Genomic DNA, 22,437 nt, shown 5'->3' with positions numbered 1-22,437 from the left:
GAGAGCGCCTCGAGGTCGGCCTGATGATCATCGGTGGCGGCGGGGTTGACCCGTATCACCGTGCGTTCGGGATCCAGCGGCGTCTCGATCAGCGCGATGCGGGCCGCATCCCTATCCTTGGCCGCTACCCCGTCTTCCAGATCCAGGATCACCACATCGGCGGCCGCCGCGGCTTTGCCGAACCGCTCGGGGCGATCGGCGGGGCAGAACAACCATCCCGGCCCGGTGTGCGTAAGCGCCATCAGGCTTCTCCCTCGGATCCCTCGGGTCGCTTGCGCACCATCGTCTTTCGCGATGCGGTGGCCACGACGTCACCGTGTTGGTTGCGGCCGGTGTGGGCGAACGTGACGATGCCCTCGCCGGGGCGGCTCTTCGACTCGCGCTTGTCGGTCACCTCGGTCTCGGCGTACAGGGTGTCGCCGTGGAAGAGCGGCTTGGGGAACGACACCTCCGAGAAGCCCAGGTTGGCCACGATGGTGCCCAGCGTCAGCTGCGCAACCGACAGCCCCACCAGCGTTGACAGGGTGAACATCGAGTTCACCAGGCGCTCCCCCCGAAAGCCCGGCTGCTGCGCGGCCCACGCCGCGTCGAGGTGCAGCGACTGGGTGTTCATCGTCAGCGTCGTGAACAACACGTTGTCGGCCTCGGTGACCGTCCGGCCCGGCCGGTGCAGGTACGTGGTGCCGACCTGGAACTCCTCGAACCACAAGCCCCGCTGGATAATCGAGTTACCCCCGGCTGTCATCAGGAAAGCCCCAGCGATCGCGCGATGAGCATCAACTGCACTTCGGTGGTGCCCTCGCCGATTTCGAGGATCTTGCTGTCGCGGTAGTGGCGCGCCACCGGATAATCGTTCATGAAGCCGTAGCCACCGTGGATCTGGGTCGCGTCGCGCGCATTGTCCATCGCCGCCTCCGAGGCGACCATCTTGGCGATTGCCGCCTCCTTCTTGAAGGGCTTGCCCGCCAACATCTTTGCGGCCGCCTCGTAGTAGGCCGCGCGAGCGACGTGGGCGCGCGCTTCCATCCGCGCGATCTTGAAGCTGATCGCCTGGTAGGAGCCGATCGGCTGACCGAACGACTGGCGCTCCTTGGCGTACTTGACGCTTTCGTCGACGCAGCCCTGCGCGGCTCCCGTCGCCAGCGCGGCGATCGCGATGCGGCCCTCGTCCAGGATCGACAAGAAGTTCGCGTAGCCCGTCCCCCGCCCGCCCAACAGGTTTTCCTCGGGGACACGCGCGTCGGCGAAGCTCAGTGGGTGAGTGTCCGACGCGTTCCACCCCACCTTGTTGTAGACCGGTTCCACGGTGAAACCCGTTGTGCCCCTCGGCACGATGATGGTCGAAATCTCCTTCTTGCCACCGGCGAGGCTTCCCGTGACCGCCGTGACGGTGACAAGTGAGGTGATGTCGGTCCCGGAGTTGGTGATGAATTGCTTGCTGCCGTTGATCACCCACTCGCCGTCGTCCAGGCGAGCAGTGGTTCGGGTGCCCCCCGCGTCGGAACCGGCCCCGGGCTCGGTGAGCCCGAATCCGGCGAGCGCCCGGCCGGATATCAAGTCGGGCAACCATTTCTGCTTCTGCTCTTCGGTGCCGAAGCGGTAAATCGGCATGGCGCCGAGGCTGGCGCCGGCCTCCAGAGTGATCGCCACGGACTGGTCGACCTTGCCGAGCTCCTCGAGCGCGAGCGACAGCGCGAAGTAGTCACCCCCCATGCCGCCGTACTCTTCCGGAAACGGCAGGCCAAAGAGCCCCATCTCGCCCATCTTGGCGACGACTTCGTACGGGAAACTATGCTCCTCATCGTGTTTGGCCGACACCGGCGCGACCACGGTGCGCGCGAAGTCGGCCACCGTGTCGCGAAGGTCCTCGTATTCCTTCGGCAGTGTTCCCGCCGTAACCGATGTTGTCATCTTTCGTCCTTGCTTCCTTCATCCAGTCGGGCCAGCACCTGGTCGACCGTCACCTGATCGCCGACGGACACGAGCACCTCGGCTCGGCCCGAAACCGGCGCGGCCAGCGAGTGTTCCATTTTCATCGCCTCGACGACCACCACCACGTCGCCCTCGGAGACCTGAGCTCCGGACGAGACCTGAACGGCGATGACACTACCCGGCATCGGACTGAGAATCTCGGCCTGTCGCGTCCCCGCCGAGCGATGGATCTTTTGCTCCTCCGCCTCGCGCAGGTCCCAGGTTCCCCGCTCGTCGGCGATCCACAGATGCCGGTCGGACTCGGCCCATCGGTATTGCCGGCGCAGCCCGTCCAGCGTGATGCTCATCTGCGCGGGCTCGACCTGTGCACTGGCGGAACGGATTTCACCGTCACCGACCTGGACCTCGGCAGCCTCGGGCAATCCCCAGACCGCCACCGTCTCGCTGAGCAGCCGAGTTTGCAGCGCTGTGCGCACCGGTGCGGTGACGTCACCGAGACGCCACCCGGTCGGCAACGCCCACGGGTTACCTGGGGCTCGCCGCGCCGCCAAAGCCACGGCCCATTGGCGGTACAACCCGGCTGCGGCGAGCACGTCGTCGGGCGCGGGGAGCGAGGCGAAGCCGGCAACCCGCTCGTCCAGCAGCCCGGTGTCCAGGTCGCCCGCGCGCACCCGATCGTCGGCGAGCAGGTACCGCAGGAATTCGATGTTGGTCTGTACACCGAGGATCACGGTCTGCGCCAATGCCCGGTCGAGCTTCGCGAGCGCTTCGTCGCGGTCGGAGCCGTGGGCGATCACCTTGCTCAGCATCGGGTCGTAATCGCTGCCGACCACCGTGCCGGCCTGAAGCGACGAGTCCACCCGAATGCCGGACCCGGACGGCTCGAAAACCTGCAGCACCCGCCCGCCGGTGGGCAAGAATCCCCGCGCCGGATCCTCCGCGTAGACGCGTGCCTCGATGGCATGCCCGCGCAATTCGATCTCGTCCTGGGCGAACGCCAGCTTCTCCCCAGCGGCTACTCGTAATTGCCACTCCACCAGGTCCAGGCCGGTGACCGCTTCGGTGACCGGATGTTCCACCTGCAGGCGCGTGTTCATCTCCATGAAGAAGAACTCGTCCGGACGGTCGGCGGACACGATGAATTCCACGGTTCCGGCACCGACGTAATCGACGCTACGGGCGGTGTTGCAGGCCGCCGCCCCGATGCGCGCGCGGGTGTGAGGGTCGAGCAATGGCGAGGGCGCCTCCTCGATGACCTTCTGATGTCGCCGCTGCAGGCTGCATTCGCGTTCACCGAGATGCACCACGCTGCCATGGGTGTCGGCAAGCACTTGCACCTCGATGTGCCTGGGTCGCAACATGAATCGCTCCAGGAAGAGGGTGTCGTCGCCGAATGAGGACGCGGCCTCCCGGCGGGCGCCCACCAGCGCCTCGCGCAGCCGGGCCGGGTCGTCCACCAGACGCATGCCCTTGCCGCCGCCGCCGGCCGACGGCTTGATCAACACCGGATAGCCGACCTCCTGGGCCGCCGCGACGAGTTCGTCGTCGGTCAGTCCCGGCTTTGCCAGCCCGGGGACCACCGGCACGTCGAAGGCGGCGACCGCGTTCTTGGCGGTGATCTTGTCGCCCATCACCTGTATCGCGCGGGCCGGCGGGCCCAGGAACACCACCCCGGCGCGTTCACATGCGGCGGCGAAATCGGCGTTCTCCGAGAGGAACCCGTACCCGGGATGAATCGCCTGGGCACCCGTCCGCAGCGCGGCGTCGACCACCTTGTCGATGTCCAGGTAGCTTTCGCGGGCGGCGGCGGGTCCCAGGCGGACGGCGGTGTCGGCCTCGACCACATGCCGCGCGGCGGCGTCGGGGTCGCTGTAGACGGCGACCGATCGGATTCCCAGCCGGCGCAATGTACGGATCACCCGCACCGCGATCTCGCCGCGGTTGGCAACCATGACGGTGTCGAACATCGTCACATCCGGAAGACGCCGTAGGAGACCGGTTCCAGCGGCGCGTGGGCACACACGGAAAGGGCAAGCCCGACAAGTCTTCTGGTGTCGGCCGGGTCGATGATGCCGTCGTCCCACAGCCGCGCCGTGGAATAGTACGGGTTGCCCTGAACCTCGTACTGCTGTCGGATGGGCGCCTTGAACGCCTCCTCCTCGTCGGGCGACCATGGTCTGCCCGCCGCGGCGAGCTGCTCGCCACGGACCGTGGCCAGCACAGACGCGGCCTGCTCGCCGCCCATCACGGAGATTCGCGCATTCGGCCACATCCACAGGAAACGCGGCGAATACGCCCTACCGCACATCGAATAGTTCCCCGCGCCATAGGATCCGCCGATCACGACGGTCAGCTTCGGCACCCGCGCACAGGCCACGGCGGTGACCATCTTGGCGCCATGCTTGGCGATGCCACCGGCCTCGTAGTCGCGCCCGACCATGAAGCCGGCGATGTTCTGCAGAAACAACAACGGAATCCTTCGCTTGTCGCACAGCTCGATGAAATGTGCTCCCTTCAAAGCGGATTCGCTGAAGAGCACACCGTTGTTGGCGACGATCCCGACGGGATGGCCGTGGATGTACGCGAAGGCCGTCACCAGGGTCTTGCCATATTTCGCCTTGAATTCGCCGAATTCGCCGCCGTCGACCAGCCGCACAATGACCTCGTGCACGTCGTAGGGCACTCGCGGATCCGGCGGTACCACATCGTAAAGCTCGGTCTGCGCGTGCTTTGGCTCCACCGGACGCCGCACATCCCATTGGCTGGGCTCGCGCGGGCCGAAGGTGGCCGCGATCGAGCGGACGATCCGCAGCGCGTGCTCGTCGTCGTCGGCGAGATGGTCGGTGACCCCGGAGACGCGCGAGTGCAGGTCGCCGCCCCCGAGGTCCTCGGCCGAGACGATCTCGCCGGTGGCGGCCTTGACCAGCGGTGGGCCGCCCAGAAAGATCGTGCCCTGCTCGCGGACGATGACGGCCTCGTCGCTCATCGCCGGAACGTAGGCACCGCCCGCCGTACAGGAACCCAGCACCGCGGCGACCTGCGGAATTCCCTTGGCACTCATGGTCGCCTGGTTGTAAAAGATCCGCCCGAAATGCTCGCGGTCGGGAAAGACTTCGTCCTGGCGCGGGAGGAACGCGCCCCCGGAATCCACCAGATAGATGCAGGGCAACCGATTCTGCAGCGCGACCTCCTGCGCGCGCAGGTGCTTCTTGACCGTCATCGGGTAGTACGTCCCGCCCTTGACCGTGGCGTCGTTGGCCACGATCACGCACTCGCGCTCGGCCACGCGGCCGATCCCGGTAATGATCCCGGCCCCCGGCGATTCGTCTCCGTACATCCCCCCGGCAGCCAACGGCGCCAACTCCACAAAGGGGCTGCCGGGATCCAGCAGGCGATCCACCCGCTCGCGGGGCAACAGCTTGCCACGGCCGACGTGGCGCTCCCGCGCACGTTCGTTGCCGCCCAACGCCGCCGCGGCCAGCTTCGCGTTCAATTCGCCAACCAGCCGGCGGTGCTCTTCGGCGAACGATGGGGCGACCGTCGCGGTGGAACTCACGAGTGCCTCCCGGTTGTCGACAGCGCAAGGGGTGTTTCGGACCGTCGGGACGGTTCCGCAACTCAGTTAATCATGATTAACTGGAAGGAGAATACCATCGCCGGCGTACCCCGTCCAGGGAGCGCCCGACGCTCAATTCTGGCCGCGCAGCGAATCGATCGCCTGCCGGCGCATCTCAACCTTGCGCACCTTTCCCGTCACGGTCATCGGGAACTCGTCGACGATCCGCACATAGCGCGGGATTTTGAAGTGCGCGATCCGGCCCGTGCAGAACTCCCGCAGCCCCTCGGCCGTCAGCGCAGGAGCTCCTTCGCGCAGCATCACCACCGCCATGACCTCCTCGCCATGCCGGGCGTCGGGCACCCCGATGACGTGGGCGTCAACGATGTCCGGATGGGTATGCAGGAACTCCTCGATCTCACGCGGGGCGATGTTCTCGCCGCCGCGGACGATGATGTCCTTGATCCGGCCCGTGATCCGGACATAACCACAGTCGTCCATGACGGCCAGGTCGCCGGTGTGCATCCAGCCCTGCGCGTCGATCACCTCAGCGGTTCGCTGCGGATCCTTCCAGTAGCCCGCCATCACCGAATAGCCGCGCGTGCAGAACTCGCCCGCCACTCCGCGAGGCACGGTCTCGCCCGTGGTCGCGTCCGCCACCTTGATTTCCAGATGCGGACCCACCCGGCCGACGGTTCCGACCCGCCGCTGCAGCGCATCGTCGGTGCGCGTCTGCGTCGCAACCGGTGAAGTCTCCGTCATGCCGTAGCAGATCGAGACGCCGGGCATGTGCAGGCGATCGATCACCTTACGCATCACCTCGGCCGGACACGGTGCGCCGGCCATGATGCCGGTGCGCAGGCTGCTCAAGTCGTAGTCGGCGAAATCCGGCAGGCCGAGCTCGGCGATGAACATTGTCGGCACACCGTAGAGGCTGGTGCATTTTTCGGCCTGCACCGCCCGCAGGGCCGCGGCCGGTTCGAACCCCTGCGAGGGCACCACCATGCAGGCGCCATGGCTCGTGGCGGCCAGGTTACCCATGACCATCCCGAAACAGTGATAGAAGGGCACCGGAATGCAGATCCGATCGTGCGGGGCGTATTCGAGCAGCTCGCCGACGAGATAGCCGTTGTTGAGAATGTTGCGGTGGCTCAGCGTGGCCGCCTTGGGATATCCCGTTGTGCCGGAAGTGTATTGAATGTTGATGGGATGGTGGCGATCAAGCCTCGCCGCGACCTTGCGCAACATGGCCGGGTCGGCTTCGGTGCCGGCCAGGTCGTCCCAGCCGGCGCTGTCCAAGAGCACGATGCGCCTCAGCTCTGGGCAGCGCGGCGCCACCTCGTTCAGCATCGCGGCGTAGTCCGCGGTCTTGAAAGCCTGGGCGGCGATCACCATCGCCACCCCGGATTGCGTTAGTGCATACTCCAATTCGCGGGCGCGGTAGGCCGGGTTGATGGTCACCAGGATCGCGCCGATCTCGGCGGTCGCGTATTGGACGTGCACCCACTCCCACCGGTTTGGTGCCCAGATGCCGACCCGATCGCCCGCGTTGATCCCCGCACGCAGAAATCCCGTAGCCAGTCGGCGTACGGCGGAAAGCAGTTCGGCATAACTCCAGCGGCACCCGGCAGCGACGTCGACGAGGGCGTCCCGTTCCGCGTGCTTGGCCGCGGTGGCGGCGAGGTTGGCGCCGATCGTCGTCTCGAGCAGCGGGGGCGCGCTCGGGCCGCGATCAACGGAGAGCTGATCGTCGTCGGCTGTCGCGGCTGCCACGGTTTCCTCCGGTTAACAGCGAATAACTCATGCTACTTTCATGGCGATCAGCCGAGGTGACGAATTGCGGACGGAGGCCCTTGGTGACAACGGCCGCCCCGGAGGGCCAGCCCGGCCATTCCGATGCCCCGAATCGTCGCAGCCAGTTGAAATCCGACCGGCGCCTTCAACTGCTGTCGGCCGCAGAGCGGTTGTTCGCGGAGCGCGGCTTCCTCGCCGTGCGCCTGGAGGACATAGGCGCCGCGGCCGGCATCAGCGGGCCTGCCATCTACCGCCACTTCCCCAACAAGGAGTCACTGTTGGTCGAGCTGCTGGTGGGGATCAGCGCCCGGCTCCTCGCCGGCGCCCGGGACGTGCGGTCCGGCAGCGTCGATGCGGCGGCCGCCCTGGAGGGACTCATCGATTTTCATCTCGACTTCGCGCTGGGCGAACCCGATCTGATCCGCATCCAGGACCGCGACCTCGCGCACCTGCCAGAGGCGGCCGACAAGGAGGTGCGCAAAGCGCAGCGCCAATATGTCGAGGTCTGGGTTGGCGTGCTGCGCGAGCTGAACCCCGCGCTGGCCGAGGCCGACGCCCGGCTGACCGCGCACGCCGTCTTCGGCCTGCTGAACTCCACCCCGCACAGCATGAAATCCCCCGACAATTCGCGCACCACGTCGGCTCGCGCCGCGCGGTCACGCGCCGTGATGCGGGCGATGACCGTCGCCGCTCTGACCGCCGGAAGGCAGTGCACCTGAGCGCCACCTCAAAGCGTGCGCGGCCGTTCAAGCCTCTGGCCCGGGTACCCTGCAAGCCATGAGGTGGACATGAACGATCCACGTCGACCCGGGGGGGCTGGGCCCGGGCCGCAGGGTCCGCAATATCCGCCGCCCGTCGACCCGGCATACGCCGAAGAGGCCCGGTACGCACCGAGCTACGGGACGTTTCCCCCGTGGGCGCCGAGCCCGTACGAGACCAACAGCACGCGAGAGCTGCCGCCGTACTGGCAGCAAGACCTGCAGCCGTCGGGTGAGCTGCCCGGCGGGGGCCTCGCTCCCGGCCCGCCGAACGGCCAGAAGTCGCCGCGGTGGTTGTGGATCGGCGCCGGGATCGCGGCACTGGTGGCCGTCGCACTGGTGATTGCGCTGGTGCTCGCCAATGATGCGATCAAGACGCAGACCGCCGTTCCGCCGTTGCCGGCGATGCCCGAGTCGAGCTCGAGCACACCGACCACCACGTCGACGCGTACAGCACCCTTGCCGCCCATGGTTCCCGCGCCCATGCCGCCCAGCGACACTGCCACGCCCAGTGAGACGACCGGTAGCGCCGCGATGCAGAGCGTCGTCTACAACGTGACCGGCGACGGTCGCGCCATCAGCGTCATGTACATCGACACCGGCGACGTCGTACAGACAGAGTTCAACGTGGCGTTGCCGTGGAACAAGCAGGTCAGCCTGTCGAAGTCGGCCGCCCATCCTGCGAACGTCACGGTTGTGAACATCGGCCACAACGTCACCTGTTCGGTCACCGTCGACGGGGTGCAGGTAAGCCGGCGAGTCGGGGTGGGGATAACCATTTGCGACGCTAGAGAGTAGACGGGTCCTCCGCTACGGCCCGGCCGCGCGCGGGAACACGGACGGCCAGCATCCCCAGCAGTCCGGCCATCAACACCAGGCAGATTCCGCCGAGGCCGGCGCGAACGGCGCCGAATGCGTCGACAAAGACCGAGAACAGCCAGGGCGCGATGAACGCGACGGCCCGCCCGGTCATGGTGTAGAGGCCGAAGGCGATGCCTTCCCTGCCGTCCTTGGCCATCCGCAGCAGCAGGGCGCGCGCCGATGACTGCGAGGGTCCGATGAACATGCATAGCAGCAGCCCACCGACCCAGAAGGCCACCTGGCCGGAGAGGAGCATCAAAGTCAGTGCCAGGGCGACGATCGCCGACAGCGATCCCACGATGACCGGCTTGGAGCCGACCCGGTGGTCGACGAAGCCACCCAGCACTGCACCCACCGCCGCCACCACGCTGGCCACCACACCGAATATCAGCACGTTGGCTTGCGAGATGCCGTACACGTTGACACCCAGCACTGCGCCGAACGCGAAGATCGCCGCGAGACCGTCCCGGAAGAGTGCGCTGGCGAACAGGAAGTAGACCAGGTTGCGGTCGCGCCGCCATTCCGCAGAGACCTCGCTCCACAGCTTGCGGTAGCCGCCGAGCATGCTTGTCGGTTGCATGGCCTCAGCCGTGCCGGGTAAGCGGTGCGCGACCAGCAGCAGTGGCAGCGCCAACACCGCGAGCCAGGCCGCGGCCACCAGCATCGCCTCCCGGACGTAGAGCCCGTCGTGCACCGGCACCCGCAGCAGCCCACGCACCGCACCCGGGCCTGAACCCGATCCCGAGATGAATCCGGTGTAGATCACCAGCAAGAGCAGGACGCTGCCGAAGTAGCCCGCTGCCCAGCCCAGGCCCGAGATGCGGCCCGCCGTCTGCGGGGTCGAGAGCTGGCGCAGCATCGCGTTGTAGGGGACGCTGGCCAGGTCACCGCAGGCGGCCGTCGCCCCGAGCAGCACCAAGCCGGCCCATAGGAAGCCGGGGCGATCGCGGATCAAGAACATCGTGCAGGTGAACGCGACCGCCAGCCCGGTCAGCACCCCCAGCGCAACTCGCCTGCGATGAGGGGACTCCACCCACACCCCCACGGCCGGCGCCAGCAATGCGACGGTCAACCCGGCGATGGCGCCGGCGCGACCCAGCCAGCTCGCCGGCGTGGTCGGACCCGCGAGTCCGGCTCCCACGGTGCTGGTCAGGTAGACGGAGAAGACGAAGGTGGCGACGATCGCATTCAAACCCGTGGAGCCGCTGTCCCAGAGCGCCCAGGCCACCACCCGAGACCTCACAGGCGTGACCGAACCCGGCCCCGGCTGACTCATGCCCGGCACTCTATTGGTTGGGCCGCTGTCTACGATTGGCGCATGCCGATACCAGCTCCCAGCCCCGACGCGCGCGCTGTTGTCACCGGAGCTTCACAGAACATCGGCGAGGCGCTGGCCACCGAGCTTGCCGCGCGCGGACACAGCTTGATCGTCACCGCGCGACGCGAGGACCTGCTCAACAACCTGGCCGTCCGCCTGGCCGAAAGATACGGTGTCGTCGTCGAAGTGCGCCCCGCCGACCTGGCCGATCCGGGCGAACGGGCGAAGCTGTGTGAGGAATTGGCCACGCGCCCCGTCTCGATCCTGTGCGCCAATGCGGGAACTGCGACCTTCGGTCCGGTGGCGACCCTCGACCCCGCCGGCGAGAAGGCCCAGGTACAGCTGAATGCCGTTGCGGTGCATGATCTTACATTGGCGGTGCTGCCCGGCATGATCGACCGTAAGGCGGGTGGCATCCTCATTTCGGGTTCGGCGGCCGGCAATTCACCGATTCCCTTCAACGCCACCTACGCCGCCACCAAGGCGTTTGCCAACACGTTCAGTGAATCCCTGCGCGGCGAACTGCGCGGTTCCGGCGTTCACGTCACTCTTTTGGCGCCGGGCCCGGTACGCACCGATCTTCCCGACGATGCCGAGAGATCGCTGGTCGAACGGCTGGTGCCGGACTTCCTGTGGATCTCAACGGAGCACACCGCCCGGGTGTCGCTGGATGCCCTGGCGCGCAACAAGATGCGCGTGGTCCCCGGCCTGACGTCCAAGGCTATGTCGGTGGCCAGCGGATACGCGCCACGCGCCATCGTCGCGCCGATAGTGGGCAGCTTCTACAAGAAGCTGGGCGGCGGATAGCCTCCGGCGGCCGTGGCGAAGAACCGCCCGGTTACTTGCGGCGGCGGCGAGCGGTGCCGAACATTCCGCGGATGGCTTCCCGTATCACGGTGTTGATGCCGCTCTTGACGGTTGGGTCGTGCAATATCTGCTCGAGCATGCCGGGGCCGGTCGGCTCGGCGGGCGCAGGCATCGGTGGCGGCTCCGAATTCGTTGGCACCGGCGGGTAGTCGGCCTCGGGCTGCCCCGGCGCCGGTTCGACCTTCGGGTTCCGCGCGGGCGCTGGCTCGCGGGAGGTGGTCTGACCGTACCTCTGATACAACGGGCTTGCTTTCGCCGCATTTGCGATCTCATCGGTGCCGATCGAGGCCATCAGGGACCGGGGCACCCGCATGCGTGTCCACGCAACGGGTGTGGGTGCGCCCTTCTCGGACAGCACAGTGACGACGGCCTCCCCGATTCCCAGCGACGTCAACGCCGATTCCAGGTCGTAGACATCGGTTTTCGGATACGTGCGGACGGTCTTGCTCAGCGCCTTCTGGTCGTCAGGTGTGAATGCCCGCAGCGCGTGCTGAATTCGGGCGCCCAACTGTGACAGGACGTCGTTGGGCACGTCCGTCGGTAGCTGGGTGCAGAAGAACACGCCTACGCCCTTGGAGCGGATCAGCTTGACGGTCTGTTCGACTTGCTCGAGGAAGGCCTTGGAGGCGTCGGTGAACAGCAGGTGCGCCTCGTCGAAGAAGAAGACCAGCTTCGGCTTGTCGACGTCACCGACCTCGGGCAGCCCGGCGAACAGTTCTGCCAGCAACCACATCAAAAAGGTGGAGAACACGACTGGGCGCAATGACTGACCACTGAACTCGAGCAGCGAGATGATGCCCCGGCCCTGGTCGTCGGTGCGCTGCAAGTCCTTCGGGTCGAGCTTCGGCTCGCCGAAGAAGGTGTCGCCGCCCTCTCCCCCCAGGTTCACCAGCGCCCGCAGAATGACGCCGCCCGTCGTGGATGACACGCCGCCCAGATCCTTCAGGTCGGCCTTACCCTGCTCACTGGTGAGGTGGCTGATGACCTCGCGGAGGTCGCCCAGGGTGACCATCGGGCGATTGTTCTCCTTCGCCCAATGGAAGATGAGACCGAGCGTTGACTCCTGCGTAGCGTTGAGCGCCAACACTTTTGACAACAGCACCGAACCGAAGCTGTCAACAGTTGCCCGCACCGGCACGCCCACTCCCCCGGTGCCCAGCGACAAGAATTCGACCGGATATGCCGTGGGCTCCCAGTCATCCCCGGTGTCTTTCGCCCGCTGTGCGGTCTTGTCGTTGGACTCTCCCGGCGCGGAAAGGCCGGACAGGTCGCCCTTCACGTCGGCCATCAGCACCGCCACGCCTGCGGCGCTGAGCTGTTCGGCGATCAGTTGCAGCGTCTTGGTCTTGCCGGTTCCGGTGGCCCCGGCAACCAGGCCGTGCCGATTGATGGTGGCCAGCGGGATGCGGATCCGTGCGGTCGGGTCGACCTGCCCGTCGACCACGACGGTGCCCAATTCGAGCGCCTGGCCTTGGACGGCGTAGCCGTTGGCGATACGTTTCGCGGGCGTCGCAGCTGATTCAACAGTCATCGGGCCCTGCCCCTCTTCCCGTGCAATTGGCAAACTTCACCCTACTTCCCCAGGGGGAGGCCGGAGCAGGCGTCGCGTGCGCCTACGCTGTCGCTGTGCGCGACGAATTGGTGTGGGTCGACTGCGAGATGACCGGCCTCGACCTGGGTTCGGACAAGTTGATCGAGATCGCAGCTCTGGTCACCGATGCGGATCTGAACGTCCTCGGCGACGGAGTAGACGTGGTCATTCACGCCGACGACGCCGCGCTGTCGTCGATGATCGACGTGGTCGCGGAAATGCATTCGCGCTCTGGCCTGATCGACGAGGTGAAGGCATCCACCGTCGACCTGTCTGCCGCCGAGGAGATGGTGATGGACTACATCGGCACCCATGTCAAGCAGCCCAAGATGGCGCCGCTCGCGGGCAACTCGATCGCCACCGACCGTTCGTTCATCGCGCGCGACATGCCCAAGCTGGACTCGTATTTGCATTACCGCATGATCGACGTCAGCTCGATCAAAGAGCTCTGCCGGCGGTGGTACCCGCGCATCTATTACGGCCAGCCGGCCAAGGGGCTCGCGCACCGGGCTCTGGCCGACATCCACGAATCCATCCGGGAATTGAAGTTCTACCGGCAGACCGCATTCGTGCCCCAACCGGGGCCGTCTACCAGCGAAATCGAGGCGGTGGCCGCCAGGCTCGGCGGCGGAGAGCAGACGCCCGGGCCAATCGATTCGGCCGCCGAGCCACCGACCGGCTAGTATCGACAGTCGCTGCGCGTTGGCCCGGACCGGGACGGCTTGCGGCCACGGTGGCTGTAGTTCAGCTGGTAGAGCACCAGGTTGTGATCCTGGGTGTCGCGGGTTCGAGTCCCGTCAGCCACCCCACAGCTCAGAGGTCGTTTGTAGCGCCTCTTACCGACGTGCTGCGGCTACCACTTCTCCTTCGGCCCGAGCGCCTTGTCGTTACTACTAGGGGAATCTTCGTATAGCGACCGGATCGTATGCTGCCAACCCTAAAATCGCTCCCAATTGTGCGGACCACGAAGGCGCTATAACTGCCGCTGATGAGCGACCCATTTGAGATGACGACCGATTGAGCAAGCAATCGAATAATGAACTGAGCACCGGCCTGAGGTTTCGGAACGCCGAAATTCTTGCGTACAGATGGCCCGGCCGGGCATTTCCTGTGGCGCCGGCACGCCACCGGCACTCAGGTGTTGGCGTTGCCCGCCTGCCACGCCGGCCAGGGCACGTTCCAGTCGCCCAGCCCCTCGGTGCCCGAGAGCGTCGGCCCTACAGTGTTGATGATCTCGACAATGTCGCCGCTCTTGCTGTTGTCGTAGAACCACTCCGCGTTGCTGGGGCTCACGTTGAGACACCCGTGGCTGGTGTTGGTGTGCCCCTGGGCGCCGACCGACCACGGCGCGGAGTGCACGAAGACGCCGCTGTAGGAGAGCTGCGTTGCCCACTCGACGTCGGTGCGATACCCGTTGGGCGAGTTGACGGGCACGCCGTAGGTCGACGAGTCCATGATGATGTGCTTGTACCGCCCACCGACGATGTAGATGCCGTTGGCCGTCGGGGTGCTGTTCTTACCCATCGACGTCGGCATGGTCTTGACGACTTCGCCGTTCACTCGCACGGTCACCATCTTGGTGGTGTCGTCCGCGGTCGAGATGACCTCGTCGCCGATGGTGAAGTGCGTCTTGACGTTGTCCTCGCCGAACATTCCCTCACCCAAGTCGACACCGTAGGTGTTGACCGCCACGTCGACGGTAGTGCCGGGCCTCCAGAAATGCTCTGGGCGCCAACGTACTTCGCGGTTGTTGAGCCAGTAGAACGCACCCTCGACAGGGGGGTTGGTGGTGATCTTGATGGCCTTTTGAGCCGCGGCGCGGTCCGCGATGTTCTCGTCGAACCGAATCGCGACCGGCTCACCGATGCCCACCACCTCGCCGTCGCCCGGAGCGACGTACGGCATGGTCAGGTGAGCCGGCGAACTGGTCTGAAAACTCATCTGCCGGTTGGCCGCGGCGCCCAACCCGAGCGCCTTGGCGCTGAGCGTGTAGCGCCTGTTGTACCCCAGCGGCTCGGTGGTCGACCAGCGCAACCCATCGGGGCTCAACTGACCCGATATCGCCCTGCCGTTCTCGTTGACCATGCTCACCGACGCGAGCACGCCGTCGGCGACGCTCACCGTCACCGGTGCGTCGACGGTGACGCCGACGGCGCCGTCGCTCACCGAGGAGGTCAGCTTGGGAACCAGCAGATCGGCGAATGGCGTGCCCTTGTCGAAGATGACCTTCGGCGGGGCCGCGGTGTGGGTGGTGCTGCAGGCAACGCCGATCACAGCAAACATCACCATGCCAACAGACAGCAACGATCGACGTCTGTGCAAAGGCGTCATCAAGCGACCTTCCCGACACTGTGCTATTTGGTCACCGCTGACCCCGAACGATTGGCAGCATTTTAGTAGGTTCGGGCCGTTCACCGCGGCAACATCACCCGGTTCATCAGGCCTTTAGGCCCGTCGCGACGAATTTCACACCGATTTGTGACCCACCGGTGACCGGGCCCATATTCCGGCACCGACGTCGCCCGATGTAGTGCAAGCAGTCGGCAAAATGCCGGAAGGTCGCTTGTCCCGCGGGCCTCTAGACTGGTCTGGTCCAGGGATTTCGTTCCGCGACAGAACGCCTGTTATTGTCGCAAACGCGGTCTTGGCGACCAAAGCGCCGTTAGCTCAGTTGGTAGAGCAGCTGACTCTTAATCAGCGGGTCCGGGGTTCGAAACCCTGACGGCGCACACTTCCCGGGTGTCCGACGGTTTATCGGCGCGCTGGACCTCTTGACGTACACCTAGATTTCGGGGCGCCGTCACGCAACTGGGCGACAATTCCGCGGATGACGACAGCGCACGCTGAGCAGACCGAAGCACAAGGCCTCCTGCTGCAGCTGATGGACCCGGACAGCCTGGCCGATCCGTACCCCCTGTACGCGCGGTTTCGCGACTGGGGGCCGCTCCTCCTGCCCGAGGCGAACCTGGCCGTCTTCTCGACGTTCCGGGACTGCGACGAGGTCTTGCGGCACCCAGCGACCAGCAGCGACCGGTTCAAGTCGACGATCGCGCAGCGCATCCTGAGGCGCTGGCCCACGGCGCGACCGCTGGGCCCGCCGGGATTCCTGTTCATGGACCCGCCCGATCACACCCGGCTGCGCCAGCTGGTCAGCAAGGCGTTCGCCCCGAAGATGGTCAGCGCATTGAAGTCCGATATCGCCGCGGTGGTCGACGGGCTGCTCGATCGGATCGCCGAGCGGGGGCGGTTCGACGCCGTCGCGGACTTCGCCTACCCGCTGCAGGTTGCGGTCATCTGCCAGCTGCTCGGTGTGCCGCTCGAGGACGAGCCGCACTTCAGCCACGCGACGGCCCTGCTCGCGCAGGCGTTGGATCCGTTCGTCGGATTTGCCGGCTCATTGTCGGGGGGGTTCGAAGAGCGGCCGTCGCTGCGGAGGCTTGCTGCGTTCTTGAAGGCCACTCGCTGGAGTCGCGAATACTTTTCCGAGCTGATCGAACGGCGACGGTCCCTCCCGGGGGAAGACATCATTTCGGGCCTGATAGCGGCGCAGGAGGCCGGCGATCAGGTGACCGAGGACGAGATCCTCTCAACCTGCAACCTGCTGCTCATCGCGGGGCACGAGACCACGGTGAACCTCATCGCCAACGCGATCCTGGCCATGCTGCGCAATCCGACTCAGTGGACGGCGCTGGGAGCCGATGCCGGTCGCGCGCCGGCGGTCGTGGAAGAAACGCTCCGTTACGACCCGCCCACACAGTTGGTCGGCCGAGTTGCCGCCGAGGACATGTCGATTGGAGGAGTCGACGTGCCTGCGGGCGACGCGATGCTGCTGTTGCTGGCGGCAGCTCACCGTGATCCGGCCGAGTTCGACCGGCCCGATACCTTCGACCCGGACCGGGGCACGTTGCGCCACTTAGGATTTGGTCGCGGTACTCATTACTGCCTGGGAGCGCCGCTGGCGCGGCTGGAAGCCGGCATGGCCCTATCGGCGATAACCGCGCGCTTCCCGCACGCGCGGCTGGACGGCGAGCCACGCTATAAGAACACCGTGGCGCTGCGCGGCCTGTCGGAGCTGACGGTCGCGGTGTAGCTTGCGGCGCCCGCGTTCAGGTCTGGGGAGCCACGATGCGCCGCGCCGCTTCCACGGCAGCCGCGCGCCGCGCCGCGCTGACCGTCGGATCGTCGGTCAGGGCGTCGCGATGGGGTGACTGCGCCCAGGCCAACGCGATGCCGAAGAGCAGCACCAGCAGGTCCAGTGGCTTCCAGCCGGCGTCGACCTGACCGGCGGCCTGGGCGGCCTCGATGATGCGAATATCCCTGGCAGCCAACGAATCCCGGTCATCGATGCGAGGCGGGTCGAGGGCTAGGCCCTCCAGGGTGGCCCAGGTGATCATGCGCAGGTGTTCGGGCCGTCTACAAGCCAGGTCGTAGATGTCGCCGACGAACTCCGGCACCGCGTCAGGGTCCAGCGTCACGGCGGCGAAGAACTCGGCAGCATCGGCCGCGACAACGCTGCGGAACAGGGCCTCCTTGTCGCCGAAATGAGCATAGAGCCGCTCCTTGCTGGCCTCGGCGGCGCGGGCGATGCGATCGATGCGGGCGCCGGCCAGCCCATATTGCGCGAACTCCGATCGGGCGGCGGCCAGGATGCTGTCGCGCAGTTCTGTGGTGGTCCGCACAGCAAAATCATACTCATACGAACTAGTTCGTTTGGTATCTTGGGAAGAGCCCCCGCAGACCGAGCCGAGGATGACTCCGTGAACGAACCGATCGACATCGATGCAGTGATGAACCATCCGCGCCAAGTGCAGCTCTTGCGGGGAGTGCTGGAGAAGGTTCACGACGGCATCGCGCCCGCCATCGACCTTTGGCGGCCCTACGTGAGCGGCCTGGATAACTTGCCCTCCGACGGCCGATTCTTGTTGGTGGGCAACCATACTCAGTTCGTCGGCGGCGAGGTGCTACTGGTTCCGCACTTCGTCCGACGCGCGATCGGCGCCCGGGTCCGGCCGCTGGCCGACCGCCGGTTCGGCCGCCAGCGAGGGTTCGGTCGCGACCTGATGACGGCCTACGGCGCCGTTGTCGGCGCGCCGGAGACGGCCCGAGAGCTGATGCGCCACAACGAGACGATTTTGGTCTTCCCCGGCGGGGGCCGCGAGATCGCGAAGTTCAAGGGCGAGGAATACCGCCTGAAGTGGCATGGCCGTTCCGGATTCGCCCGCGTCGCGGTGGAATACGACTATCCCATCGTTCCCGTCGGTCTCGTCGGCGGCGACGACGTCTACAAGAGCCTGGTCACTCGGGAGAGCATGTTGGGCCGGCTCAGCCGGACGATCAGCACCCGGCTGACGGGCGAGGCCGACATGGCGATGCCCTTGCTGCGAGGCGTCGGCCCCACCCTCATCCCCCGACCGCAACGGATGTACCTGCGCTTCGGCGCGCCGATCGACACTGCCAGGCCGAACCGCGTCACGACACCGGATTGGGTCACGTCGGTCCGGAACACCACTCAGCAGTCGCTCGAAACGATACTGACCGAGCTGCTCACCGTCCGCGCCGACGATCCGTTCCGCGAACTCAATCCACTGGCCCGGGCCGGCGCGGCCGAACCCGCGTGAATCGCAAAGTTCCTCAAGGCGAAATTCCGCAAGGAGGAAATTCGCAGTGCCGCAAGGAGATTGGTAACGGCGTCCGCTGCCCGCGCCGACTCGTTCAGCGATCCCTGATCCGACGAACCACGATCACCACGACGACCGAGGAGATCCCGACCAGCGAGGCGATCACCACCGGCTTCTGCACGAATTCAATGGCCCGCGCCTTGAGATCGTCGGCGAGACGGCGAGGGTTGGCCCGTTCGGCGAGCGAGTCGACGGTCGCCGCCAACTGGTCGCGGGCGAGGTCGATGTCCTGCTTGATGGTCTCGGGGTCCCGATCCGCCACTATGTCCTCCAACTTGCTGCGCGCTCGCCTGATACACCTGAGGCACTACCCTAGATCAGCTGGCGATGACCCCAACGTAGCGGTGAACAGAAGGGACCTACTTTGACCGAGACCACGCGGCTTGCACCGGGCGACAAAGCGCCCGCATTCAGCCTGCCCAACGCCGACGGCAACAAGGTATCGCTGGCCGACTACAAGGGGCGCCGGGTCGTCGTCTACTTCTACCCGGCTGCCTCCACGCCGGGATGCACCAGACAGGCCTGCGATTTCCGCGACCACCTGCACGACCTCAACGAGGCCGGCATCGACGTCCTCGGCATCTCGCCCGACAAGCCGGAGAAGCTCGCCAAGTTTCGTGACGCCGAGAAGCTGACATTCCCCCTGCTGTCCGATCCCGACCGCAAGGTGCTGACTGCGTATGGGGCCTATGGCGAGAAGACGATGTACGGCAAGACGGTACAGGGGGTGATTCGGTCGACCTTCGTGGTCGACGAGGAAGGCAAGATCGCCGTCGCGCAGTACAACGTCAAGGCCACGGGCCACGTCGCCAAGCTTCGGCGAGACCTGTCGATATAGCTCGATCGATATCAGGCCAGGTGCGCCAGCAGCAGGGCCTCTGCCACCGCGGCGCGTTCCAGCACACCGAGATGCAGGCTCTCGTTGACGCTATGCGCTTGGGTCGCGGGATCCTCGACACCGGTGACCAGGATCTTCGCCTCGGGAAACGCGGCGGCGAACTCGGCGATGAACGGGATGGAGCCGCCCATACCCATATCGATCGGCTCGGCGCCCCACGCCTGATGGAACGCCGCCCGCGCGGCGTCATAGACCTCGCCGCTGGCCTCGATCGCATACGGCTGACCGATGTCGCCGCGCGTCACGGTGACGTGCGCCCCCCAGGGGACGTGCCGCTGCAGGTGAGCGGTCAGCGCGTCCAAGTGGGCTTCGGCGTCGCCGCCGGGCGCGACCCGCATGCTGACCTTGGCCCGGGCCCGGGGGATCAGCGTGTTGGATGCGGCCGCGACCGGTGTGGTATCGATGCCGATCACGGTGATCGCCGGCTTGGCCCACAGCCGCTGCGGCACCGAGCCCGAGCCGATCTCCGACACGCCGTCGAGCAGACCCGAGTCGCCGCGGACGCGCTCGGCCGGGTATTCCGGGTAATTCAATGCGGCGCAGTCGGTTTCGTGCAGGCCGGCCACCGCCACGTTGCCGTCGTCGTCGTGCAGGCTGGCCAGCAGCCGCACCAGCACGCTCAGCGCGTCGGGCACCACGCCGCCCCACAGGCCGGAGTGCAACCCATGGTCGAGCGTGGCGACCTCGACCACACAGTCCGCCAAGCCGCGCAGCGACACCGTCAGCGCTGGCGTATCGGCACTCCAGTTATCCGAGTCGGCGATGACGATCACATCGGCGGCCAGCGTGTCGCGGTGGGCGGCGAGCAACCGCCCCAGTGACGGCGAGCCGGATTCCTCCTCGCCTTCCACGAAGACCGTCACGCCCACCGGCGGTCGGCCATCGTGCGCCCGAAACGCCGCCAAATGCGTTGCGATGCCTGCCTTGTCATCTGCACTGCCGCGTCCGTAGAGTCGCCCGTCACGCTCGGTGGGCTCAAAAGGCGGCGACGCCCACTGGCTGTGGTCGCCTTCGGGTTGCACGTCGTGGTGCGCGTACAAGAGCACGGTCGGCGCGCCGGGCGGTGCCGGATACCTGGCGATGACGGCCGGGGCGCCCCCCTCGCTGACGATGCGCACATCGCCAAAACCCGCCTGCGACAACATATCCGCGACCGCCCGCGCGCTGCGATGCACCTCGTCTCGGCGGCCGGGATCGGCCCACACCGATTCGATCCGCACCAGGTCCTCGAGGTCGCGGCGCACCGACGGCAACACCTCACGGACGCGCCGAACGAGATCACTCATGAGCCCCCCTTTTTCATCCCGCGAGCGTGCACAGAATGCCGTCTAAGGTCGGCGTGTCGCGGACAAACACGCACGCTGGCGGAGGCGGTTAGGACGTCTCCAGTATGGCCACCGCTGCGGCGGTGTCGCCTTCGTGCGTCAGGGACACGTGGATCGTCACGTCGGCCAGATGTTTGGCGATGTCTCCGGTCAACCGGACGCGCGGCCGTCCCCACATGTCGGTGACCACCTCGATGTCGCGATGGATGTCCTCGGGGAGCACGGGCCGCTGGGCGAACCGTGACCCGGACCAGGCCTTGATCACCGCCTCCTTGGCGGCCCAGCGCGCGGCGAGGTGACGGGCCGCCGACGAACTCTTGTCGGAAGCGTCGCGCCGCTCGCCGGGCGTGAACGTTTCGGAGAACATGGTTCCCGGCTGGTCGACCTGCTCGGCGAAATCGGGGATGGAGACGACATCGATCCCCACTCCGACGATGCCCATGGCTCGCCAGGCTAACGGATGACCAAAGTCATCGGGCAGTGACCTCGCCAACCCCGTAGACGCCGCCATCGCCAAGCCGGGCGGCGGGATTCAGCAGCATCGCCGACTCCTGCCGCTTCTCCGGCGCGTGGTGGTCGAAACGACGGTCCGGCGGCCGCTGGTACATCGGCTCGCCACCGGCGATCGCGGAAGCCAGCCGGCGCTGCCCTGCCAGCAGGCGGGCATCGGCCCGCCGCTGATAGTCCGCCCGCTGATCCGGGTTCAGCGAGGCGATGAACGCTTGCGGGTGCACCAGCGCGACGAGGCCGGAAACGTGGCCGAAGCCGAGGCTGGTCAGCATTCCGGCCTTGAGCGGGAACTTCCCGCCAAGGCGCAGCGTCTCGCGTACCCAGACGAAGTGGGCCGAACCGGCCAGATCGTCGTCGACGCAGTCCAGGCTGCGGTTGGGTGGGACGACCCCGTCGCGCAGCATCTGGCACAGCCCCATCATCTGGAAGACCGCCGCCCCGCCCTTGGCGTGGCCGGTGAGGCTCTTCTGCGACACCACGAACAACGGGGCACCCTCGGAGCGGCCGAGCGCATCCGCCAGCCGCTCGTGCAGTTCGGTTTCGTTGGGATCATTGGCCAGCGTTGAAGTGTCGTGCTTCGAGATCACCGCGACGTCGTCGGCGCTGACGCCCAGCGTGGCGAGCGCACGCGCCAGCGGCGAGTCCTTTCCGCCGCGACCCGCGCCCAACGCGCCCAGGCCGGGGGCCGGAATCGAGGTGTGCACGCCGTCGCCGAACGACTGCGCGAAGGCCACCACCGCGAGCACGGGCAGGCCCATCTTGAGCGCCAGGTCGCCGCGCGCCAGCAGGATGGTGCCGCCACCCTGGGCCTCGACGAAGCCCAGCCGCCGTCGGTCGTTGGGCCGGGAGAACTTCGAGTCGTGAATCCCCTTGCCCCGCATCATTGAAGTGTCGGCGGTGGCCGCCATGTCACCGAAGCCGATGATGGCCTCCAGCGTCAGGTCGTCCAGGCCGCCGGCCACGACCAGCTCGGCCTTGCCCAGGCGGATCTTGTCGACGCCCTCCTCGACCGACACCGCCGCGGTGGCGCAGGCGGCGACCGGGTGGATCATCGCGCCATAGCTGCCGACGTACGACTGAACCACATGCGCGGCAACGACATTCGGCAGGACTTCCTGCAGGATGTCGTTGGGCTTGCTGCGGCCCAGCAAGTTCCCGTGATACATGGTCTGCATCGACGTCATGCCGCCCATCCCCGTGCCCTGCGTGCTGGCCACCAGGCTGGGGTGCACGTAGCGCATGACGTCGGCCGGGGTGAAGCCCGCGGAGAGGAACGCGTCGACCGTCGCGACGATGTTCCACAACGCCACGCGGTCAATCGAACTCGCCATGTCCTGGCTGATTCCCCA

At 66.7% G+C, this 22,437-nt stretch carries 21 protein-coding genes and 2 tRNA genes; 9 read left to right on the top strand and 14 right to left on the bottom strand.

What is annotated here, in order from left to right:
- From JO059_RS15130 to JO059_RS15105, 6 genes are all read right to left on the bottom strand, one after another.
- Positions 1-242 (bottom strand): aldolase/citrate lyase family protein (locus JO059_RS15130; protein ID WP_293320066.1); only part of this gene is annotated, 242 nt, incomplete at its 3' end.
- Positions 242-745: a MaoC family dehydratase gene (locus JO059_RS15125; RefSeq protein ID WP_293320064.1), complete on the bottom strand. Its 504-nt coding sequence runs from the start codon at positions 743-745 to the stop codon at positions 242-244. The genes JO059_RS15130 and JO059_RS15125, both read right to left, overlap by 1 nt.
- Positions 745-1,911 carry an acyl-CoA dehydrogenase family protein gene (locus tag JO059_RS15120; protein ID WP_293320062.1) on the bottom strand — a complete coding sequence of 389 codons (1,167 nt, stop codon included), beginning with the start codon at positions 1,909-1,911 and terminating at the stop codon, positions 745-747. The genes JO059_RS15125 and JO059_RS15120 overlap by 1 nt, the downstream gene beginning before the upstream one ends.
- Complete coding sequence (locus tag JO059_RS15115) at positions 1,908-3,899, bottom strand: acetyl/propionyl/methylcrotonyl-CoA carboxylase subunit alpha (RefSeq protein WP_293320060.1); 1,992 nt, start codon at positions 3,897-3,899, stop codon at positions 1,908-1,910. The genes JO059_RS15120 and JO059_RS15115 overlap by 4 nt, the downstream gene beginning before the upstream one ends.
- Positions 3,900-3,901: 2 nt before the next feature.
- Positions 3,902-5,488 (bottom strand): carboxyl transferase domain-containing protein, encoded by a 1,587-nt coding sequence (locus tag JO059_RS15110; RefSeq protein WP_293320058.1) that lies wholly within the window; start codon positions 5,486-5,488, stop codon positions 3,902-3,904.
- A gap of 132 nt (positions 5,489-5,620) precedes the next feature.
- On the bottom strand, positions 5,621-7,261 hold the full coding sequence (locus JO059_RS15105) for an AMP-binding protein (protein WP_293320056.1): 1,641 nt from the start codon (positions 7,259-7,261) through the stop codon (positions 5,621-5,623).
- 83 nt (positions 7,262-7,344) lie between these two features.
- Between JO059_RS15105 and JO059_RS15100 the strand changes: the two genes are divergently transcribed.
- Entirely contained in the window at positions 7,345-8,001 is a 657-nt protein-coding gene (locus tag JO059_RS15100) for a TetR/AcrR family transcriptional regulator (RefSeq protein WP_293320054.1), read from the top strand.
- 69 nt (positions 8,002-8,070) lie between these two features.
- Positions 8,071-8,838, top strand: a complete 768-nt coding sequence (locus JO059_RS15095; protein ID WP_293320052.1) for an MmpS family transport accessory protein — start codon at positions 8,071-8,073, stop codon at positions 8,836-8,838.
- Here JO059_RS15095 and JO059_RS15090 read toward each other — a convergent pair.
- The gene (locus JO059_RS15090) at positions 8,828-10,177 is read right to left on the bottom strand and encodes an MFS transporter (protein ID WP_293320050.1); all 1,350 of its coding nucleotides are present in this window, start codon (positions 10,175-10,177) and stop codon (positions 8,828-8,830) included. The genes JO059_RS15095 and JO059_RS15090 overlap by 11 nt on opposite strands.
- A 42-nt stretch (positions 10,178-10,219) precedes the next feature.
- On the opposite strand from JO059_RS15090, the gene cmrA reads away from it, so the two are divergent.
- Positions 10,220-11,026 carry a mycolate reductase gene (gene cmrA, locus JO059_RS15085; protein ID WP_293320048.1) on the top strand — a complete coding sequence of 269 codons (807 nt, stop codon included), beginning with the start codon at positions 10,220-10,222 and terminating at the stop codon, positions 11,024-11,026.
- A gap of 31 nt (positions 11,027-11,057) precedes the next feature.
- On the opposite strand, the gene JO059_RS15080 is transcribed toward cmrA, so the two are convergent.
- The gene (locus JO059_RS15080; RefSeq protein WP_293320046.1) at positions 11,058-12,617 is read right to left on the bottom strand and encodes a helicase HerA-like domain-containing protein; all 1,560 of its coding nucleotides are present in this window, start codon (positions 12,615-12,617) and stop codon (positions 11,058-11,060) included.
- Positions 12,618-12,712: 95 nt separating this feature from the next.
- Here JO059_RS15080 and orn point away from each other — a divergent pair, with 95 nt between their 5' ends.
- Together orn and JO059_RS15070 are read left to right on the top strand one after the other, a co-directional pair.
- Complete coding sequence (orn, locus tag JO059_RS15075; RefSeq protein ID WP_293320044.1) at positions 12,713-13,360, top strand: oligoribonuclease; 648 nt, start codon at positions 12,713-12,715, stop codon at positions 13,358-13,360.
- Positions 13,361-13,410: 50 nt separating this feature from the next.
- Positions 13,411-13,486: transfer RNA gene (locus JO059_RS15070), tRNA-His, on the top strand.
- A 325-nt stretch (positions 13,487-13,811) separates the two neighbouring features.
- Here JO059_RS15070 and JO059_RS15065 read toward each other — a convergent pair.
- Positions 13,812-15,008, bottom strand: a complete 1,197-nt coding sequence (locus JO059_RS15065; protein ID WP_293320042.1) for an Ig-like domain-containing protein — start codon at positions 15,006-15,008, stop codon at positions 13,812-13,814.
- Positions 15,009-15,333: 325 nt separating this feature from the next.
- Here JO059_RS15065 and JO059_RS15060 point away from each other — a divergent pair.
- Both JO059_RS15060 and JO059_RS15055 read left to right on the top strand, forming a co-directional pair.
- Positions 15,334-15,406, top strand: a tRNA-Lys gene (locus JO059_RS15060).
- Between the two features lie 98 nt (positions 15,407-15,504).
- On the top strand, positions 15,505-16,767 hold the full coding sequence (locus tag JO059_RS15055) for a cytochrome P450 (RefSeq protein ID WP_293320039.1): 1,263 nt from the start codon (positions 15,505-15,507) through the stop codon (positions 16,765-16,767).
- Between the two features lie 16 nt (positions 16,768-16,783).
- Here the strand turns inward: JO059_RS15055 and JO059_RS15050 are convergent, their stop codons facing one another.
- Entirely contained in the window at positions 16,784-17,356 is a 573-nt protein-coding gene (locus tag JO059_RS15050; protein ID WP_293320037.1) for a TetR family transcriptional regulator, read from the bottom strand.
- Positions 17,357-17,434: 78 nt separating this feature from the next.
- On the opposite strand from JO059_RS15050, the gene JO059_RS15045 reads away from it, so the two are divergent.
- On the top strand, positions 17,435-18,295 hold the full coding sequence (locus JO059_RS15045; RefSeq protein WP_293320035.1) for a lysophospholipid acyltransferase family protein: 861 nt from the start codon (positions 17,435-17,437) through the stop codon (positions 18,293-18,295).
- Positions 18,296-18,389: 94 nt separating this feature from the next.
- Here JO059_RS15045 and JO059_RS15040 read toward each other — a convergent pair whose 3' ends face one another.
- On the bottom strand, positions 18,390-18,617 hold the full coding sequence (locus JO059_RS15040) for a DUF3618 domain-containing protein (RefSeq protein WP_293320033.1): 228 nt from the start codon (positions 18,615-18,617) through the stop codon (positions 18,390-18,392).
- A 102-nt stretch (positions 18,618-18,719) separates the two neighbouring features.
- Between JO059_RS15040 and bcp the strand changes: the two genes are divergently transcribed.
- On the top strand, positions 18,720-19,193 hold the full coding sequence (gene bcp / locus JO059_RS15035) for a thioredoxin-dependent thiol peroxidase (protein ID WP_293320031.1): 474 nt from the start codon (positions 18,720-18,722) through the stop codon (positions 19,191-19,193).
- An 11-nt stretch (positions 19,194-19,204) separates the two neighbouring features.
- On the opposite strand, the gene JO059_RS15030 is transcribed toward bcp, so the two are convergent.
- From JO059_RS15030 to JO059_RS15020, 3 genes are all read right to left on the bottom strand, one after another.
- Positions 19,205-20,539: a dipeptidase gene (locus tag JO059_RS15030; RefSeq protein ID WP_293320029.1), complete on the bottom strand. Its 1,335-nt coding sequence runs from the start codon at positions 20,537-20,539 to the stop codon at positions 19,205-19,207.
- An 88-nt stretch (positions 20,540-20,627) separates the two neighbouring features.
- Entirely contained in the window at positions 20,628-21,020 is a 393-nt protein-coding gene (locus JO059_RS15025) for a holo-ACP synthase (protein WP_293320027.1), read from the bottom strand.
- A gap of 28 nt (positions 21,021-21,048) precedes the next feature.
- Positions 21,049-22,437 (bottom strand): beta-ketoacyl synthase (locus JO059_RS15020; protein WP_293320025.1); only part of this gene is annotated, 1,389 nt, incomplete at its 5' end.

It is taken from the genome of Mycobacterium sp. (genome assembly GCF_019247615.1).
In the GTDB taxonomy this organism is placed as follows: Bacteria; Actinomycetota; Actinomycetes; order Mycobacteriales; family Mycobacteriaceae; genus Mycobacterium.
This window is presented reverse-complemented; position numbering and strand designations above follow the sequence as displayed.